Annotated in this window: 17 protein-coding genes; 6 read left to right on the top strand and 11 right to left on the bottom strand. The window is 39.8% G+C overall.

Annotated features, from left to right (window positions below; genetic code table 11):
- Positions 1–26 precede the first annotated feature (26 nt).
- The 8 genes from lpxC to gshB all read right to left on the bottom strand — a co-directional run bounded on the left by lpxC (position 27) and on the right by gshB (position 9,261).
- Complete coding sequence (gene lpxC / locus F886_RS01685) at positions 27–929, bottom strand: UDP-3-O-acyl-N-acetylglucosamine deacetylase (protein WP_005300627.1); 903 nt, start codon at positions 927–929, stop codon at positions 27–29.
- Between the two features lie 110 nt (positions 930–1,039).
- Entirely contained in the window at positions 1,040–2,215 is a 1,176-nt protein-coding gene (ftsZ, locus tag F886_RS01680) for a cell division protein FtsZ (protein WP_005300624.1), read from the bottom strand.
- Between the two features lie 164 nt (positions 2,216–2,379).
- Positions 2,380–3,642 carry a cell division protein FtsA gene (ftsA, locus tag F886_RS01675; RefSeq protein WP_004790064.1) on the bottom strand — a complete coding sequence of 421 codons (1,263 nt, stop codon included), beginning with the start codon at positions 3,640–3,642 and terminating at the stop codon, positions 2,380–2,382.
- 60 nt (positions 3,643–3,702) lie between these two features.
- On the bottom strand, positions 3,703–4,557 hold the full coding sequence (locus tag F886_RS01670) for a cell division protein FtsQ/DivIB (protein WP_005300619.1): 855 nt from the start codon (positions 4,555–4,557) through the stop codon (positions 3,703–3,705).
- 2 nt (positions 4,558–4,559) lie between these two features.
- Positions 4,560–5,486, bottom strand: a complete 927-nt coding sequence (locus tag F886_RS01665) for a D-alanine--D-alanine ligase (protein ID WP_005300616.1) — start codon at positions 5,484–5,486, stop codon at positions 4,560–4,562.
- Positions 5,487–5,522: 36 nt separating this feature from the next.
- Positions 5,523–6,971: a UDP-N-acetylmuramate--L-alanine ligase gene (gene murC / locus F886_RS01660; RefSeq protein WP_003654096.1), complete on the bottom strand. Its 1,449-nt coding sequence runs from the start codon at positions 6,969–6,971 to the stop codon at positions 5,523–5,525.
- Between the two features lie 11 nt (positions 6,972–6,982).
- A complete protein-coding gene (gene murG / locus F886_RS01655; RefSeq protein WP_005300613.1) occupies positions 6,983–8,080 on the bottom strand; it encodes an undecaprenyldiphospho-muramoylpentapeptide beta-N-acetylglucosaminyltransferase in 1,098 nt (365 codons plus the stop codon).
- A gap of 236 nt (positions 8,081–8,316) precedes the next feature.
- A complete protein-coding gene (gshB, locus tag F886_RS01650) occupies positions 8,317–9,261 on the bottom strand; it encodes a glutathione synthase (protein WP_005300610.1) in 945 nt (314 codons plus the stop codon).
- Between the two features lie 160 nt (positions 9,262–9,421).
- On the opposite strand from gshB, the gene F886_RS01645 reads away from it, so the two are divergent.
- Together F886_RS01645 and F886_RS01640 are read left to right on the top strand one after the other, a co-directional pair.
- Complete coding sequence (locus F886_RS01645; RefSeq protein WP_002122004.1) at positions 9,422–9,634, top strand: DUF1737 domain-containing protein; 213 nt, start codon at positions 9,422–9,424, stop codon at positions 9,632–9,634.
- Between the two features lie 229 nt (positions 9,635–9,863).
- Positions 9,864–12,053 (top strand): TonB-dependent receptor, encoded by a 2,190-nt coding sequence (locus F886_RS01640; RefSeq protein WP_005300608.1) that lies wholly within the window; start codon positions 9,864–9,866, stop codon positions 12,051–12,053.
- Positions 12,054–12,103: 50 nt separating this feature from the next.
- Here the strand turns inward: F886_RS01640 and pyrE are convergent, their stop codons facing one another.
- Complete coding sequence (gene pyrE, locus F886_RS01635; RefSeq protein ID WP_005300604.1) at positions 12,104–12,754, bottom strand: orotate phosphoribosyltransferase; 651 nt, start codon at positions 12,752–12,754, stop codon at positions 12,104–12,106.
- A gap of 38 nt (positions 12,755–12,792) precedes the next feature.
- On the opposite strand from pyrE, the gene F886_RS01630 reads away from it, so the two are divergent.
- Together F886_RS01630 and F886_RS01625 are read left to right on the top strand one after the other, a co-directional pair.
- The gene (locus tag F886_RS01630; protein WP_005300601.1) at positions 12,793–13,617 is read left to right on the top strand and encodes an exodeoxyribonuclease III; all 825 of its coding nucleotides are present in this window, start codon (positions 12,793–12,795) and stop codon (positions 13,615–13,617) included.
- A gap of 455 nt (positions 13,618–14,072) precedes the next feature.
- The gene (locus F886_RS01625) at positions 14,073–14,423 is read left to right on the top strand and encodes an arsenate reductase (RefSeq protein ID WP_005300598.1); all 351 of its coding nucleotides are present in this window, start codon (positions 14,073–14,075) and stop codon (positions 14,421–14,423) included.
- Positions 14,424–14,461: 38 nt separating this feature from the next.
- Here the strand turns inward: F886_RS01625 and F886_RS01620 are convergent, their stop codons facing one another.
- On the bottom strand, positions 14,462–14,899 hold the full coding sequence (locus F886_RS01620) for a DUF2147 domain-containing protein (RefSeq protein WP_002121971.1): 438 nt from the start codon (positions 14,897–14,899) through the stop codon (positions 14,462–14,464).
- 152 nt (positions 14,900–15,051) lie between these two features.
- Between F886_RS01620 and F886_RS01615 the strand changes: the two genes are divergently transcribed.
- Positions 15,052–15,963, top strand: coding sequence for an alpha/beta hydrolase (locus F886_RS01615; RefSeq protein ID WP_005300597.1), 912 nt, complete (start codon positions 15,052–15,054; stop codon positions 15,961–15,963).
- Positions 15,964–16,137: 174 nt separating this feature from the next.
- Positions 16,138–17,331 (top strand): GGDEF domain-containing protein, encoded by a 1,194-nt coding sequence (locus F886_RS01610; protein ID WP_005300594.1) that lies wholly within the window; start codon positions 16,138–16,140, stop codon positions 17,329–17,331.
- Here the strand turns inward: F886_RS01610 and dsbD are convergent.
- Complete coding sequence (dsbD, locus tag F886_RS01605; RefSeq protein ID WP_005300592.1) at positions 17,326–19,152, bottom strand: protein-disulfide reductase DsbD; 1,827 nt, start codon at positions 19,150–19,152, stop codon at positions 17,326–17,328. The genes F886_RS01610 and dsbD overlap by 6 nt on opposite strands.
- Positions 19,153–19,155 lie beyond the last annotated feature (3 nt).

Here is a 19,155-nt window from a genome sequence, read left to right as displayed (position 1 = left end):
TAACGTAGCCAAGTAAAGACAATGACTTATGTCACACTGACATATGGAATTGGACATTCATTCTCGTCATTAAATGTTACAATTTCATAATTACTCGGATCACTTTGAACATTGCGTAACAACTGATTATTTAAAGCATGTCCCGATTTATAGCCATCAAACTTGGCAATAATTTGATGACCAAGTAAATACAAATCACCTACTGCATCCAAAATCTTATGTCTCACAAATTCGTCAGCGAAACGTAAGCCTTCTTCGTTCACAACACCTGTGTCATCTACACCAATGGCATTATCTAAACTTGCACCCAAGGCTAAGTTATTTGCTTTGAGATAATCTAGATCTTTCATAAAACCAAAAGTACGAGCTTCACTGACTTCATATACAAAAGTTTCAGTAGAAAAGTCGATAGTGGCAGATTGATATTCTTTAGCAAATGCCGGATGGTCAAAATCAATCGTAAAATTTAACTGAAAACCATTATGCGGGCTAAAAATCGCTTTTTTATCATCTATTAATGCTTCAACTGGTTTTAATATTCTTATAAATTTTTTCGGCGCATCCAGCTCACGTAATCCACCCTGCATTAACAGGTAAATAAATGGGCCGGCGCTTCCATCCATAATCGGAACTTCGGACGCAGATACCTCAACAATAAGGTTATCAATTCCTAAACCTGCAATTGCGCTCATCACATGCTCAATCGTTCCAACTTTTATATCTCCAATCACTAAATTGGAGCACATGAAAGCTTCTTGAATCAGCAATGCATTTGCATGGATTTCAACGGGCGGATCTAAATCGATACGACGAAATACAATACCTCCATCCGCGATATGTGGAATGAAATTGATCATCACTTTTTGACCGCTATGAAGACCTATTCCACTCGCTTTTACCACACGATTGAGAGTACGTTGTTTCACCATGCTTTGTAACTTCTTTTTTAAAACCGCTATACGTTAGCATATTTAGTCATTGATCAAAAACAAAAAAAGGCAGTGTTTAAACACTGCCTTTTTTTAAATTTAATAATTTTTTACTTACGTTGCTGATTTTTCAAGTAATCTTGAATACTCATCGGAGAAGAACGTGGAGAAGAACTTGCGTTACTGCTCACTTCATTGTCTGCATTTTGACGCTTATTAATAGCAGGAACGTCATCTTCATCAACAGATTGAGCTGATTGAGTCGATGCATGACTTACTGTATTACGTTTTCTCGGTTCTGCATCTGCAGCATTACGAGTTAAACCAGTTGCAATTACTGTTACACGTAATTCATCACGCGCATCTGGATCAAATACTGTACCGTAGAAAATTTCACCTTCATCAAGGTCAACAATCTGGTTCACGACATCAGTAATGATTTCAGTTTCGCGTAGAGTAATATCATCACCGCCAGTAATGTTAATCAACACACCTTTAGCATTAATAATATTTACGTTATCAAGCAATGGACTACGGATCGCTTGTTCAGCTGCTTGACGTGCACGGTCTTCACCACGACCTAAACCAGCACCCATCATTGCGTAACCACGAGTACTCATTGCAGTTTTCAAATCGGCGAAGTCAAGGTTAATGTGACCACGGTTTACAACAAGGTCAAAGATACTACGTACAGCGTTTAACAATACATCATCAGCTTTTTTATAAGCATCTTTCATTGAAATATCGCCATATACGCTAAGTAAGCGTTGGTTCGGAATAATAATCAATGAATCAACATGTGCTTCAAGCGCTTCAATACCGCGTTCAGCAGATTTTAAACGGCGACGGCCTTCAAAGTTAAATGGGGTTGTTACAACACCAACAGTCAAAATACCCATTTCTTTGGCAACTTCAGCCACGACAGGAGCCGCGCCCGTACCCGTACCACCACCCATACCAGCAGTAACGAACACCATATCCGTACCTTCAAGATGGTGACGAATAATTTCACGGCTTTCTTCTGCTGCAACTTGCCCAACTTCAGGGTTAGCACCAGCACCTAAACCACGCGTACTTTGCTCGCCTAACTGAATTTTGAAAGGTGCATTCATACAGTCTAGTGCTTGTTTGTCTGTATTGGCACAAACGAATTTAACACCTTGAATATCAGACTGCACCATATGTTGAACGGCATTACCGCCACCACCACCTACACCAAATACAGTGAAACGGGCTTGACCGTTGCCATCGTTTAGTTCATCTTCTATAAATTCAAATGAGGCCATGACCTTTAGGGTTCCTAATACATTATGGCAGTCACTTCAGCCCGTATACTGCCTTGATTTTCAAAAATAACTAATTTTAAGAATGCTGTGCAATACAAACCTTGTCAAGTACAGTGGTTTTCTCTTACAACTTCCTAACAATTCTACCAATAAATCCATACATCCTAAAAAATGGCTTTTAGCTTGCTATTAAATGCATTCCAGCCATTTACCATTCGCTCCCATACCGAACGGTCATTTGCCTCTTCAGGCTCTTCAACAGCTTCTTGCAACTCACTTTGGCTAAACATGAGCAAACCAGCTGCTGTTGCATACATCGAACGACGTAATGCTGCCTGATGTTGATCATCAGCATAAACCTGTAACGGCGGATTACCCAAATGGGCAGATACCCCCAACATACGGCGAGCCAAACTCACCATACCTTCGATTTGACAAGCATCCCCTGTCAACACTACACCATGGTATAAACCATGAATTGCACCGCTGTTTTCAAGCTCATCGCGAATCTGGCTAAAGATCTCTTCATAGCGGGCAATAATAATTTCTGACAACTCAATTCGACTAATAGTTTGAGGGCCGTCAATTCCTTCTACCTGAATCATGTGATCTGGCTTTACAGCACTTAAATCAACACAACCATACAGAATTTTAATACGTTCAGCTTCTTCTGTCGTAGTTTGCAATACAGCAGCAATATCACGCGTAACATGCTCACCACCGCGTTGCAATGTACGTGCCAGAGCCAAACGTCCATCTAGATAAACCGCAAGATTGGTAATGCCTGCGCCAATATCGACTAGACAAACACCATACTCTTTTTCATCTTTAAGTAAGCTTGCCTCAGCGGTTGCCAGACAAGATACCACCATTTTTTCAACCCCGATATTTGCACCTTTCATAGCGCGATCAAGGTTTTGCATAGTCGCAATTGGCATCATCATTAACTGATAATGTCCGGTCATACTATGGGCAGTCATGTTAATTGGATTCTGCACCCATTCAGCAGAATCACCTAATTCAAAGCCTAACGGCACTGCACTTGCTAAATAGTAATCAGAAGTCACATGACTTGCTTTTGCCAATTCTAACGCGCGCACGACTTCATTTGTTGTAATAACATGTGCTGGATTAGCAACTGGTGTGCGGCCAGAGGCATAAAAACTTTGCAACTCGGTACTCGGAATCGATACCCATGCGCTATGAATGCGACATTCGGCCATATTTTCCGCTTCAGCGACAGCATTTTTAATCGCAGCGATAACTTTATCGAGGCTTACGATTTTTCCTTTATTCATGCCACGATTGCGAGCAGTTGCCATACCGATAACTTGAATGTTATCCGGCGCATGAATTTTTCCAATCAAAACTGAAACTTTATGCGTCCCAATGTCAATCGCAACAACTGAGGGAACAGCTTCATTCATCACTCATACCATTTCTTTGTTGTTTAATACCAGGCAAATTGCCTATTTTAAAGCCACGTATTATGGCTTTGCTTTTGTTCCACCTGCAATGCTTGTGTCATCAATCGTTACAACAAACTGACCATTCACAATTTTAGGTGGTGTTGCGTTCTTCCATTGAATAGATAATCCATTACGATATCGCAAATCAATGGCTGAGATTTTCGACCACACCGGTTTTAAGTCAGATTGTGCCAGATGGCTTAAACGTTGCAACTTATTCATTGTTTGATCTTGGTCAACAATAATTCGTAAACCTGAGTCAAACTGCATAAACCAAGTCATTCGCTCCGTCAGATATAACTCTTTTAGACGCAAATTGGCAGGGTGGAATAATTGATTGATTTCATTATAGCGTCGCATCATCATTTTCGACTGGCTTACCGGACCATGGAGTAACGGAAGCTCAGGATGAATAGTCGGCTCTGCCTCACTGAATACATCGCCTCCATCGCTTAACAAGCGACCTGTTCCCCAACGGGCGATGGCATGTCGAGGCATGACACGAACACGAATACCATTGGGCCAAGCACGAGAAACGACAACTCGGTCTACCCACGAAATTTCTAATGTTTTATCTCGAATCTGTTCTAAATCAGATGTGAAATAATTCGCTTTTATAATTGGAGCAACATGCTGCATCACTTGTTGGGTTTCAACTGAAGACGTCGACCCTACAACTTCTAACTTTGCAACTGTTGCATCTGTAATAACTTTATATAGCCCATAAATTCCGACTGCCAGCACTACAAAAGCAATAACCAACAGCACCCATCCACCAGCATTTGCAAGCTTCTGCTTACGTGTAGGTGGTTTATCATGAATAGAGGTGATGGCCGCACGTTTACGGCGCATGGAAGCCGGAAGTTGTGCCATATTTAAGCCGTACCTTCCAATGTTTGCTCAAGAATGGCAACACACAATTCATCAAAACTATAGCCAACAGCTTTCGCAGCTTTTGGAACTAAAGAGTGGCTGGTCATACCTGGCACAGTGTTTACTTCTAAAAGCCAGAAATTACCCTGTTCATCCTGCATCGCATCAATACGGCCCCAGCTTTCTGCACCAACTGCCTGAAAAGCGCGTAAGCACAATGCTTGAAGGTTCTTCTCTTCTGTCTCACTTAGACCGCAAGGAATACCATACTCAACATCATTACGTTGATATTTCGCTTCGTAGTCGTAGAAAGCAACATCTGCTGGTGGCTGTAAACGAATAACCGGTAAAGGCTGACCATTTAGGAATGAGATTGTGAATTCACGACCTGTGATCCACTTTTCTGCCATCACAACAGCATCGTGCTGAGTTGCTTTCTCAATTGCAGCTGCAAAATCTTCTGCTTTCTCAACCTTACTCATGCCGACACTTGAGCCTTCATGTACAGGTTTGATAATGACAGGTAAGCCTAACTCAGCAATCACTGCATCTAAATCTGTTTCTTTAGTAATAATGCGATATGGTGCTGTAGGTAAATCGCTACCTTGCCAGATTTGCTTGGTTTTGACTTTATCCATGCCAATCGCAGAACCTTGCACACCAGTTCCTGTATAAGGCAGATTCAGCCATTCAAGCACGCCTTGAATCTGGCCATCTTCACCACCACGACCATGCAATACAATAAATGCACGATCATAATTTACAAGTTCAGTAACACTGCGGTCTTGCGGATCAAATGCTTCAGCCTGAACACCTGAACGCAATAAAGCATCCAGAACTGCCTGACCACTATCTAAAGACACAGCACGCTCAGCCGATTTCCCACCAAATAGCACGGCAACTTTGCCGAATTTTGTAGCATTTGACACGTTTAAATCCTTAACCCGATAATTCAATATTTTTGTTTATTTCACATACAAATGGTGTTGTGCAAGTTCTACAGAAATTGCTCCCACGTTACCCGCACCTTGCGTTAATAACAAGTCATTTGGTTGTAACACATTTTGCATGATGTTTTGTAAATTACCTTCAACCGGATCAACCAAAATCGGTTCCACCTGTCCACGTAAACGAATACTACGCGCTAGAGTACGGCTGTCTGCACCTACAATAGGCTTTTCACCGGCAGGATAAACTTCCAATAATAATAATTGATCGACCTGAGAAAGCACTTCAATAAAGTCATCAAAACAATCGCGGGTACGAGAGTAACGGTGTGGCTGGAATAACATCACCAAACGACGATCCGGATGGCTCTGACGAGCAGCTTTAATCGTAGCTTCTACTTCTTTCGGATGGTGTCCATAGTCATCAACTAACTTAACGTTACCATCGGCAAGTTCGAATTCGCCTTGTACTTGGAAGCGACGACCAACACCACTAAATCCTGCTAAAGCACGGCTAATTGCGTCATCAGAAACACCTTCATCAGTCGCAACACCAATAGCAGCCAAAGCATTCAAAATATTATGCATGCCCGGTTGATTAATCGTTAAACGTAGCGGCTCACGACCTTTACGTAACACGGTGAAGTGTGAACGCATCCCATCTTGTTCAACATCAATTGCGCGAATGTCGTTGTCTTCGTTAAAACCATAGGTAATGACTGGACGGCCTACACGCGGCATAATTTCACGAATGTTGGCGTCATCACCACAAACGACAGCCAAACCATAAAATGGTAAGTTATGAAGGAACTGAACGAACGTATCTTTTAATTTATCAAAGCTACCTTCATAGGTATCCATATGGTCAGCATCAATGTTCGTTACAATCGCTGCCATTGGTTGCAAATAAAGGAAAGATGCATCTGATTCATCAGCTTCCGCTACGATGAAACGGCTTTCACCTAATGCAGCATTTACGCCTGTACTGTTAAGTAAACCACCAATAACATAAGTTGGATCAAGATTTTCTTCAGCCAACATAGTCGTTAAAAGACTAGTCGTTGTCGTCTTACCATGTGTACCAGCTACAGCAATACCATGGCGGTAACGCATAAGCTCACCTAGCATCTCTGCGCGGCGTACGATTGGAGTACGTTGCTCAATCGCTGCTTTAATTTCGGGATTTTCTGGATCAATCGCTGTAGAAACTACAAGCACATTAGCATTTTTAATATTTTCCGCTTGATGGCCAATATAAACCTTGATGCCATTTTGCTCTAATTGTTCTGTAGTTTTAGATGCTTTAATGTCTGAACCGGAAATTTTATAACCTTGGTTACCCAATACCTCTGCAATGCCACACATCCCAGCACCGCCGATCCCCACAAAATGAATGTGTTTGATACGGCGCATTTCAGGCACTTTAATCAGTTTTTTCGCTTGGTTCGCAGCTGTTGATGGAGACATAGTAAATCCGATTACATTTTTTGGATAAGATCAACCACATGCTGAGTCGCATTTGGTTGGGCATGTTGACGCGCTTTCACTGCCATTTCTGTAAGTAACTGGCGGTTCATCAGCGAAGTGAACAATTCATTTAGAACATCTGGTGTCATAGTCGATTGCTGACAAATTTTTGCAGCACCGAAATCCGCCAGAAATTTGGCATTTGCAGTTTGATGGTCATCAACTGCTATAGGAAGTGGTACAAAAACTGCAGCCACACCTGCTGTTGCAACTTCTGTTACCGTGAGTGCTCCAGCTCGGCAAATAATTAAATCTGCCTCACTATAAGCCTTTGCCATATCTTCAATAAACGGCAAAACGTGTACGGTTAAATTAGCTGGTGCATCTGCATAGAGTGCTTGAGTTGCCTCAACTTGTTGCTGACCGCACTGGTGAAAAATATTAAGTGGAACTTGTAATTGTTTTAATGCTGGAGGTAAGCGTTCATTGAGTGCTTTGGCACCTAAAGAACCACCAACAATTAGAATATTTAGAGGTTGCCCTGCTTGCGCACGCTCATCATAACGCCACTTTGGGCTTAAAATATCTGTAATTTCATGACGTACAGGATTTCCTGTTGTAACGACTTTTCCACCAGCAGGAAATGTATTTGGAAATGCTTCGCACACGACTTTAGCAACACGAGACAACTGCGCATTGGTAAAACCAGCAACCGCATTTTGTTCGTGAATAAGTACAGGAATACCTAACAAACGTGCTGCCAAACCACCCGGTCCCGCAACATAACCGCCAAAGCCTGCAACTGCATCAACTTTAAGCTGTTTCATATAACGCATTGCGCTTAAAGTGGCTTTTAAAATTTTAAAAGGTGCAGCAATTTTACGGACTAATCCATTGCCACGAACACCTTGAATATCAATTTGATATATTGGAATATTTTGATCTTTTAATAATCGGTTTTCCATACCTGTTGGCGTGGCTAACCATGAAACCTGACAACCTTGTTGTTGAAGTTTTTTGGCTACGGCGAGGGCTGGAAAAACATGTCCACCTGTACCGGCAGCCATCATCATGACATGTTTAGGTTTGCTTTGCTGTGAATCGGTCACGGTCTAATTCTTCAACTCAAAAAACAATGGAAATTGTCATCTATTTTTGTAGCCGTTTATTTTAATCCTAAAGCTTCATTAACGAAAAGCTAATTTCACTCGTTTATAACAGAAAGATGTGCTTTTTTGAAAATATGCCTACAAAGCTGTGGTGTATTTAGTATTGTTATTTTATTAATTCATATATTTTCAGGTGATTTCCCATAAATACCGCGGAAAACCACCTGAAATAATAATTAAGCTGAACGTCCAGCTTCTAATACATCAAATAGATCATCTGCAATTGATGTACCAAATTGAGCATCAATTTCACGAATACACGTTGGGCTAGTGACATTAATTTCAGTGACATAATTACCAATTACATCTAAGCCTACAAAAACTAAACCTTTTTCGCGTAAGAAAGGACCAATTTTAGCTGCAATCAACTTGTCATTTTCAGTAAGCGGACGCGCTTGCCCTAAACCACCTGCCGCTAAGTTGCCGCGTACTTCACCATTTTGTGGAATACGAGCTAGACAGTAAGGAATAGGTTCACCATTCACCATCAAAATACGCTTATCCCCTTCTACAATTTCAGGAATATAGCGCTGAGCCATAATTGGACGGTTGCCTAGCTCTGTAAGCATTTCTAAGGTAGAACCAATATTTACACCGTCTTGGTATAAACGGAAAATCCCCATACCGCCCATACCATCAAGCGGCTTAACAATCACATCACCATGTTCTTTAATAAATTCACGAATTAAACTTTGTTGTGAGGTCACAAGTGTAGGTACTTGTAATTCTGGAAATTGCGTTGCAAAAAGTTTTTCGTTGCAATCACGCAATGATTGAGGCTTATTAATAATCCATGAACCTTCACGCTCAGCTTGCTCAAGCACGTAAGTCGTGTAGACAAAATTCATGTCAAATGGCGGATCTTTACGCATGAGTACTACATCATAAGCTGCGATAGATTCTTTTTTCTTTTCGCCAAGCTCATAGTAATGATTGTAATCTTCAAAAACTTTTAACGGTGAAATTAGACCGTAAGCCTTACCTTGATCGATATATAAATCTTGCTGTAATGCATAACCTAATTCATGTCCACGACGGCTCGCCGCCCACAACATTGCCATGGTTGAATCCTTTTTAAGGTTTACGGTTTCAATCGGATCCATGACGACAAGTACACGCATGCTCAAGCTCTTCTTAAAATTTAAATTAACATGAGTATAGCTGAGATTTTTCACTGGTTTTTCTTAATTTCAGTAAAACCTTACCTGTTATTTCTTGATCTGGAATTTAAGTAAATTCAGTTAAACTATGAGCATAAAACATTATATTTAAAGGCTAAACATGAAACTTTATCGCTATTTAACTGGCCCTGATGACTCTGCTTTTTGTGCACGAGTGACTAAAGCACTCAATCATGGTTGGGAATTATATGAAGCACCAACCATGACCTTTAATGGAACGCATGTCATTGTTGGACAAGCAATTTGCAAAACAATTGACGAGAATTATGATCCAGAAATGGATATTTTAGATGTTCTGAAAAATAATGCTTAATCCCAAAGAGGAGTTTTTATTGGTAAAAGCCCCTCTCCAAAACTCAATTAACAAGAAAAACTAATAAGTTAATTCACATAGCTTGCTTAATTTACTCATTACATTCCTAAAAAATAGTTATTAAAAAATAAATATGTCATTTTTTAAAGCAATAGTTCTTTTATTCTAAACAATTAAATGATTATAATTATCATTTATACTTTTATTTTTGTTAATTGATTTTATTTTTATGTTAAGAATTTCTATATCATCTCCCCAAATTAAGCGTCTTTTCCCGCTGAGCTTACTCAGTTTAATGATCTTGAATATTCAAGGTGCCTACGCAGAGGAAGCGACTGATTCAGCCGCAAAAGTTGCAGCGACCATGCCCACCATAAAAATTGAAGCCATGAGTGAACTCGACCCAATTAAAAGTTATATCGACTATGACAAAGCCAATGTCACACGTAATGGTTTAGACAAAAAAGATATTCCTCAAACCGTCGATACGATTGATGTTCAGAAATATAAAATTTATGGATCGAATGATTTAAGCGTTATGCTGCAAGGCACCCCAGGCGTATCAACCAGTTACGATATGCGCGGTGATGGCATCACGATTCGTGGCTTTGGTGCCGATACAGGTGATATTTACCGTGATGGCATACGTGAAAGCGGACAAGTACGTCGTAGTACAGCCAATATTGAACGTATTGAAATTTTAAAAGGTCCCGCTTCTGTTTTATATGGCCGTAGCGCTGGTGGTGGGGTTGTGAATATGGTGAGCAAGTTCGCCAATTTTGACTCTAAAAGTTCAGTTGGTGCTTATGCAGGTTCTTACGACAACTACGGAACAACGGCTGACATCAACCAAGTCATTAATGACAATTTAGCAGTACGTTTAACTGGAGAATATGGTGAGTCAGGGAGCTTCCGCTCTGGCATTGAAAATAAAATTGAAATGTTTTCACCAAGTTTCACTTATAAAAATGATGATGGTACTCTCACTTGGACCACACAATATACCTATGACAAATTAGGTCGTGTGCCTGATCGTGGTCCAGCATATGAAAACTTGCCTGCAGGAACTTCAATTAAAATGGGATTTGCCCAAGATGGCGATTATGTTGATGATATTTTGCAAGTGGTTCGCACCGATGTGAATTATCAATATGCGCCTGATTGGAACTTTCACTGGGCAGCAAGTTACCGACAAGCAGAACAAAACTTTGATCACTTTTACTTTGGAACTTATTGTGGGTTAGATGGAAACGACCTAAAAGGTAAAGAATGCAACACTAAAAAAGGCTACATCAATCAAATTTACTACTGGCAACAAACCAGCAATAAGACCACCACCAATACATTTGATATTAAGGGCAAGTTCAAAACAGGCTCACTTGAACACCAAATCATGATGGGTACAGACTGGACGTATGAACAACGAGAGCCACGCTTAGCAAATGAAGCTCAGAATGGTTCTATTTACGGCTACGTTAATCCATTCACAGGCGAACGTGAATATAGCCGTGGCAATGGCCCATTAAAGATGAGACAACATAACTATAATGAAGGCACAACTTACGGCGTATTTATTCAAGATTTAATTGGTCTAAATGACCAACTTAAACTGATGATGGGTGTCCGCTACGATTACTTCGATTTTTCAACCACCAACAAATTAACGAATGAACATCGTAATGTAAAAGATAGCAGCTTTAGCCCAAATGTTGGTTTGGTATGGCAACCGCTTCAGGAACATAGCTTTTACACGTCTTACTCTAAGAGCTTTGCACCATTTGGCGGACAAATGGGTGTTAACCAAGTTACTGGAAGCACTGATGTCGCAAAAATGGATAAAGAGCCTCAATATAACGAGCAATATGAAGTTGGGGTAAAAAGCGAATGGTTAGATAATCGTTTAAATACTCAATTTTCTGTCTTTGATATTCGTAAAAATAATATCCGCTATAAACCAAATCCTAATGACCAACCAGATGTATGGGCAACTGCCGGTCAGCATCAATCTCGTGGTCTTGAATTTAGTTTTATTGGCCGCGTACTTGATAATGTCTTTGTCCGCGGTGGTTATGGCTATACGGATGCAAAAGTAAAAGAAGACAAGCAAAAACCTGAACAAGAAGGCAACTATTTAGCAAACACATCTAAGAACACGGGTAATTTATTTGTTCGTTATTTACCAACCGAACAGTGGTATACCGAAGTGGGTGTGACCTATGTGGGCTCTTATTATCCAAATATTAATAATCAAGTAAAAATGGAAGGTTTTAACCGTGTCGATGCAGCAATTGGCTATAGTGCAGATCCGTGGAATGTCACACTTGCGGTAAATAACCTAACCAATAAAGAGTACTGGCGTTCGGACAGCATGCCAGGCACACCACGTAATGTGTTATTGCGTTTGAATTATCAGTTTTAAGTAAATATTAAAAAAGCATACCTCTATTTTAGAGGTATGCTTTTTTCTTTTTAGATCCCGTATTTTTCGCGATAAGCTTGCATATTTGCTAGCGCTTCTTTTTCGCCTTTCGCTTCTAAATAATCCATTAAATCTTTCATGGTAATCAGTGCGTGCACAGGAATTTCTAATTCTTTTTGAACTTCTTGAATTGCAGAAAGCTCACCTTGACCACGTTCTTGACGATCTAACGCAACTAAAACACCCGCAATAGTTGCGCCAGCGTTTTTCAAAATCGTTACAACTTCACGAATCGCTGTACCTGCGGTAATTACATCATCAATAATCCAGACTTTTTTACCTTCAACCGCAGCACCAACTAAAACACCGCCCTCACCATGATCTTTCGCTTCTTTACGGTTAAAGCCCCATGGCACGCTTTTGTTATGGACTTGCGATAAAGCCACAGCAGTCGCTGCTACAAATGGAATACCTTTGTAAGCTGGTCCAAAAATCACATCAACATTTTGGCATTGTGTTAATTTATCAGCATAGCCTTGCGCTAAAAGAGATAAAGCTTCACCATCGTTGAGTAGGCCTGCATTAAAAAAATAAGGACTCACGCGTCCAGATTTTAAAGTAAACTCACCAAATTTAAGCACACCGCGTGATAATGCGAGTTCGATAAATGCTTGCGGGTGAAATGACACAGGCGTTGTCATGAGGTGCTCCAAATTCACAATTGAGGTTAAATTTTCGCATGATACCAAAGGATCAGTATCCAAGTGATGTAAAAATTCTTCGAGTCGTTTCCATTAACGTAAATGGCTTACGTTCTTCAGTAACGAAAGGCTTACTTGAATGGTTAGAACAATCAGATGCCGATGTCGTATGCATGCAGGAAAGCCGCATTACCCATGAACAATGGACTGAAAAATTTAGACCCGAAGGATGGCATACCCATCTCTTTCCAGCAGAGCGTGCAGGTTACGCGGGGACTGCGATATATAGCCGCCTACCCTTCGTCTCTGTTAAAGATGGTTTAGGGTTTGAGCTAGCTGACAGTCAAGGCCGTTTTATTTCTGCGGAATTCGATTTAGGTTTGTCACATCCGGTACATATTGCATCATTATACTTACCTTCAGGCTCAAGTGGTGAAGAAGCGCAAGCACGTAAAGATTTATTTTTAGGTGAATACGCAAAAATCTTGAAACAATGGCGGGATGAAAATAAGTCAGTCATCATTTGTGGTGACTACAATATTGTTCATAAACGAATTGATATTAAAAACTGGTCAGGTAATCAGAAATCATCGGGTTGTTTACCACATGAGCGCGCATGGCTTGACCATATTTACGATGAACTTGGCTATGTCGATACCTTCCGTGTAGTTCGCGCAGAAGCAGAACTTTATTCATGGTGGTCAAATCGCGGTCAAGCTCGTGCAAAAAATGTAGGGTGGCGTATTGACTATCAAGCGTGTTCACCAGACTGGAAAACACGTGTAGCCAACGCATGGGTCTTTAAAGATCAATGGTTTAGCGACCATGCACCCGTTATTATCGACTATAAAATTCAAGAGTAAGTGAACACTTGTTCACTTGCATTGTCGTTTTCGCTTACAGCATATGTCGTTTTTGAGTATTTTTCTTACACAGCTTTAACGGCATTATAGCTGCACGGCACAGGGAAGCAGTCAGGATGACGCAAAAGGATAGGACGCCGTAGGAAGATAAAATAAACTTATGATAAGTTTATTTGCAAGGATGTGACATTGGACGTTGAAATGAGACCCGCATGATCAGGATGATTAAATGCGGGTTTTCTCTTTTTTAGTCTCTTATTTTTTGCGCTAAGTTCTTTTAGTTTTAATTTCTTCTTCTTAAGCCCATTATCGCTTTGTCTTATGACAATAACATGACATTTCTCTTTCGATTAATCATTAATTTTCATTTGTTTTAAAAGTATCGGTATAAAGTAGTGCTTAAAAGCTTTTTGGGTTAGGCTGTGTGCTCTCTCTTTTTGACATGGTCCGATAAAATGTTAAAAATTTATGGAATTAAAAACTGTAATTCAATGAAAAAAGCATTTGATGCTTTGCAAGCCAAAGCGCTTAGCTATGATTTTCACGATTATAAAAAACAAGGCATTGATGCAGATACTTTAAAGATCTGGTTAAAAGAAATTGGGCAAGATACAGTTCTCAATAAAAAAGGAACGACTTGGCGCAAGCTTTCAGAAGAAGAACAAAATCGTGCTTTAAGCAGTGAAGATAACCTTATTGAAGCACTTATTGCTCAACCTAGTTTAATTAAAAGACCTGTTTTACAAAACTCACAAGGTTTCATTGTAGGTTTTGATGAATCTACCTATCAAAATATCCAAGCATAAAAAAACGAGCCATAGGGCTCGTTTTTTTATTAAAACTTTTAGTTAGCGCGAATCCATGTTTGGTTACGACCAAGTGCAGAAACGCCAATATAACCACGTAATTTAAGCTTTTTACCGCCATCGGTTAACTCACCTTTCAGTTTGTAAGTTTTACCTGATTTTGGGTCTAAAATCGTACCGTTTTCATAACTGTTACCACCTACATTTTTTAAATTATGTACAATGGTGACACCTTTAAGTGGTTTGTTTTTATACGGACCTTCACATTTTGTACAAGCGTTTTCTTCGCCTGGTGTCAAAATGTTTTGAATGGTTGCAGTTAAGGTTCCGTCCTTCTGTTCCGTAAATTTCACTACGGCTTTTGGCTTGTTGGTCTGATCATCAATCGTTTTCCACACCGTTCCATTGAGTGAATCAGCCGCATTGGCAAATGCAGCCATACCAATGAGTCCTAAAGCTAAAGCAATCTTTTTCATTTTTGTAATATCCTTGGGTCTTTCAAGATTTTTAGTATTCAGAAGTCGCAAAGATATTGCAATTTTTGAATGTGACTGTTTCGTGTAACCTTGTAATCTTGCAAAATAAAATTTACAAGAAAACAAGAAACTAGCATAAAAATGGATGCTCTATGAATATATCAAATGTTTGGAAATATTATTTTACAGAAACTTTTCTTAAAACAACAATTCGCAAGCCAAGTCAGCTAAATTTGCCGGCTACCGCCTTACGTCCCGTTCTAGATCAGATGTGTCGTGCTTTCCCAACACAAAAAAATGTTTCTGTACGCCCAATTCGACTAGCAGGCATTAAAGGTGAAGAAATCAAACCACAAGATTCTGCCACTCAACTGATTTTTCATATTCACGGCGGCGCTTTTTTTCTTGGCAGTGTCAAAACACACCATGCTTTCATGACGGATTTAGCTGCCCGTACTCAAATGCAGATTATTCATGTGGACTATCCACTTGCACCAGAGCATCCTTATCCTGAGGCAACTGAAGCCCTATATGACATCTATCAATCTTTAGTAGTACAAGGTGTTCAGCCTAAAGATATTATTTTGTCAGGTGATTCATGCGGAGCAAATTTAGCGCTAGCACTTTGCTTACGTTTAAAAGAACAACCTGAGCTCATGCCAAGTGGCCTGATTTTGCTATCTCCATTTTTGGATTTAACCCTAACCAGCGAGTCGCTCAGATTCAATAAAAAACATGATGCCTTACTCTCTATTGAAGCGCTGCAAACAGGAACTCAGTACTATATAGGCAATCATATTGCAGCTGATGACCCACGTGTTTCACCTATTTTCGATGACTTGCATGGCCTACCACCCACTTTGGTTCAAGTGGGGTCTAAAGAAATCTTATTAGACGATGCCAAACGTTTTAGAGAAAAAGCTGAAGATGCTGGCGTTAAAGTTCAATTCAAACTTTATACAGGCATGTGGCATAACTTCCAGATGTTTAATGCATGGTTTGATGAAGCCAAACAAGCATTGGCAGATATTGCTGAATTTGCCCACGAACTCGATAAAACTTAATTTATCTATAAATGATGTGAACAGTGAATAAAACTTTTCACATCATTTTCTTTATAAAAATTCATCATGTATAAATTGAAAATCATGTTATGTTTAAAATATAAATTATTTAAACAGTCCAATTTTAGGATGGTCCAACAAAGAGGCATCTATATTTAGGAGGCCTTACTTACTATGAAAAATCGTTTAATCACTCATCCCGTAAATAGAATAAAACAGGTGATAATCGATTTCATCTACAATAATCACATCATCAACTGGACGCCACTACAAAAAAGCGCACTGATGCTTACACTTGCCTGTGCAATGAATTTCAGTTGGATTTTATGGAAAGGCTATATTCTAATTACCCCTAGTGTCTGGCAATGGACACATTTACCTTTAGTTGAGTCGCAAATCTGGTTCAATTTATTAACCTTATTTTTGTTGGCTTTTTTAATTATCCCCTGCTATCGCTATAAAAATGATGAATGGGCTCAACGAATTATTCCTTTAGTGAGTGTGCAATTTTTTACGCTCATGCTATGCCACGATGGATATTTAATTGGCAGCATTAGCCCCGCCACTATGGTCGGTTATGTCGGCACGATTGGGGTAGGTCTGGTATTATTTGATCGAAAAATTGTTTATAGCGCTCTTGTACCTGCGACAATTATTTTAACGGTATGTACTTATTTGAGTATGAAAGGTGTTTTGCCTTACGCCCCCTTATTTAATCTGATTGCCATGCAACGTGCTCAAACCAATCCATTTTGGTTAGGAAGCATGGCTTTTTTTATTATGCCCATTTTATTGGCATGTTTTATTTTATTTGAAATATTACTCACCCAATGGCGTCAGCGCGAAACTTATATTCAACGTTTAAGCCAACTTGATCCATTAACTAATGTATTAAATAGACGTAGTTTAAATACGCATTTAGAGTCGCTACACCAACAGCAATTTGATTATGCTGTGGTACTTCTTGATATCGATCATTTTAAAAAAATTAATGATATATATGGCCATCACCAAGGTGATCAGGTCTTAATTGAAATCGCTCAATGTCTTTCTGAGAACTTACGTAGTGAGGATATTATTGGTCGATTTGGTGGAGAGGAATTTATTTTATTACTTCCCCACACCGATATCATTCAAGCAGAAAAAATTGCTGAGCGTTGTCGCTGTGCTTTACAAGAATTACCTGTCTTTAGCACCCAAAATAATCCTATTCATATTAGTGCAAGTTTTGGAATAAGCAGTTCAGCTTTTGCACAGGACCCTTATCTTGTTATTCGACAGGCTGACCAAGCTCTCTATGCGGTAAAAGCTTCAGGCCGTAATCAGGTACGTACATTTCATCAGACCGAAACTATTGATACCTTATGATTCTTTGAGCTTTGCCAAACTCGCAAGTTGTTGCAAAAGTTCTTGCTGACTAAAAGCACCCGTTAAGCGTAGAGCACGAATCTCTTTTTGCTCTGGGCTTAAAAATAGATAGGTCGGTGGTCCCAAAATATTCCATTGTTTGAGTAGCGCTTCATGTGACTGGTCATAATGACTCAAATCAAGCTTAATTAAATAGTAAGGTGCAAGAGCAGACTGCACCTCAGGTGCTTTTAAAATACGGTGCTCAATTGGTTGGCAAGCAACACACCAATCGGCATATACATCAACCACAATAGCCCGATCAGTAGGCGCTGCTGCTAAAATCTTTTGGAAGTCTACAGCGCTAGTCGCAACATGCCACTCGGCCATGTGGTCAGAACTTTGCAAAGTTCGATTTTGAATATGTTGATATTGGTTATAGGCTACAAAAGGGGTAACGATTAATAATAAGATCGCGTAGAGCCATTGTAGCTGCCCTTTTTTCCAGAAAAACTGATAAACAGCATAGGCTATAAAAGCGAGGCCCAGTACTAAACTAAGTACTTGCATGCCCCAATCTGGCAATAAAGGACGAATAAAATAGAGGCTTAAACCCAACATCAGAAAAGCAAAAATCACTTTAATCTGATGCATCCAGTCACCTGCTTTAGGCAAGAATTTTGCCCCTAAAATGCTCGCAAGCAATAAGGGAATTCCCATTCCAAAACCTAAACAGAATAAAAGCAAAGCACCTTGCCATTGGTTTTGTGTTTGAGAAATAAATAATAAAGTTCCAGCGAGAGGTGCAGTCATACAAGGACCGACCAAGAGTGCAGAGACCACACCCATGACTCCCGCACCGACTAAAGTGCCGCCTTGTTGCATCGACTGAATACGGTCAAGTCGGTTTAACCATGTTTGCGGTAAACGAATCTCAAACAAGCCAAATAGGTTCAGAGCAAATACAATAAACAACAAACTAAAAGCAATTAAAGTCGCAGGCTGTTGTAACCAGCGCTGAAAATTTAAGCCTGCTGAAGAAGCAATTAAACCTAAACCTGCATAGACCAATGCCATGCTGCAAACAAAAGTAAGTGCAATGGTCCAAGCTTTTAGACCTTTATGTTCTCGAATAATTAGCGAAGTTAAAATAGGCAACATCGGTAAAGAACATGGCGTAAATGCGAGCAACATGCCTAAACCGAGAAATAATAAAATCCCATACCAAAGTGAGTGCTCAATTAACTTAGCTGACCAGATCTGATCTTGTGCAATTTGTGGCGTAGATGGATCTATTACAGGCTCTGTACTCTGCTCTTTTTCTAAAAGTTTTGAATCTGAGGAAGCTTCCGGTTGAGTATTTGCCAAATCTAGCAATCGTTTTGGTGCTGTTCCTGCTTGGTTCTGCACACCAACCAAGCCATCTGCATCAGTTTGAAACTCAATGGTTTGTGGCGGATAACAAATACGATCTTTGGCACAGCCCTGCCAAGTCACACTATAGTGCTCTGAAGCCTTGGTTTTAATTTTGAAATTAACTTGATGGTAGTAAACCTGACTTTGCCCATAATTTTCATCATATTGGGCAATCGCTTGAGGTAATTTTAAAGCTAAAGGTTGAGTACCTTGTTGTACGGTAAATTTATGCTGATATAGATAGTAATTTGGCTGAATCTGCCAAGATAAACTCGCAGTATGCGGCTCAGAAGATTCAACCGAAAATGAAAAAGCTTGTTCGGGCGAGAGCAGCTTGTCTTGTGCGAAAACCAACTGGCTAAACACACAAACAGCAACGGCTAGAAAATAAAGAATTCCCTGATGAATAAGCTTTTTCATTAACATAAA

The organism is Acinetobacter sp. NIPH 542 (assembly GCF_000369825.1).
In the GTDB taxonomy this organism is placed as follows: Bacteria; Pseudomonadota; Gammaproteobacteria; order Pseudomonadales; family Moraxellaceae; genus Acinetobacter; species Acinetobacter oleivorans.
Note: the sequence above shows the minus strand (reverse complement) of the source record. Positions and strands in the feature narration are given on the sequence as shown.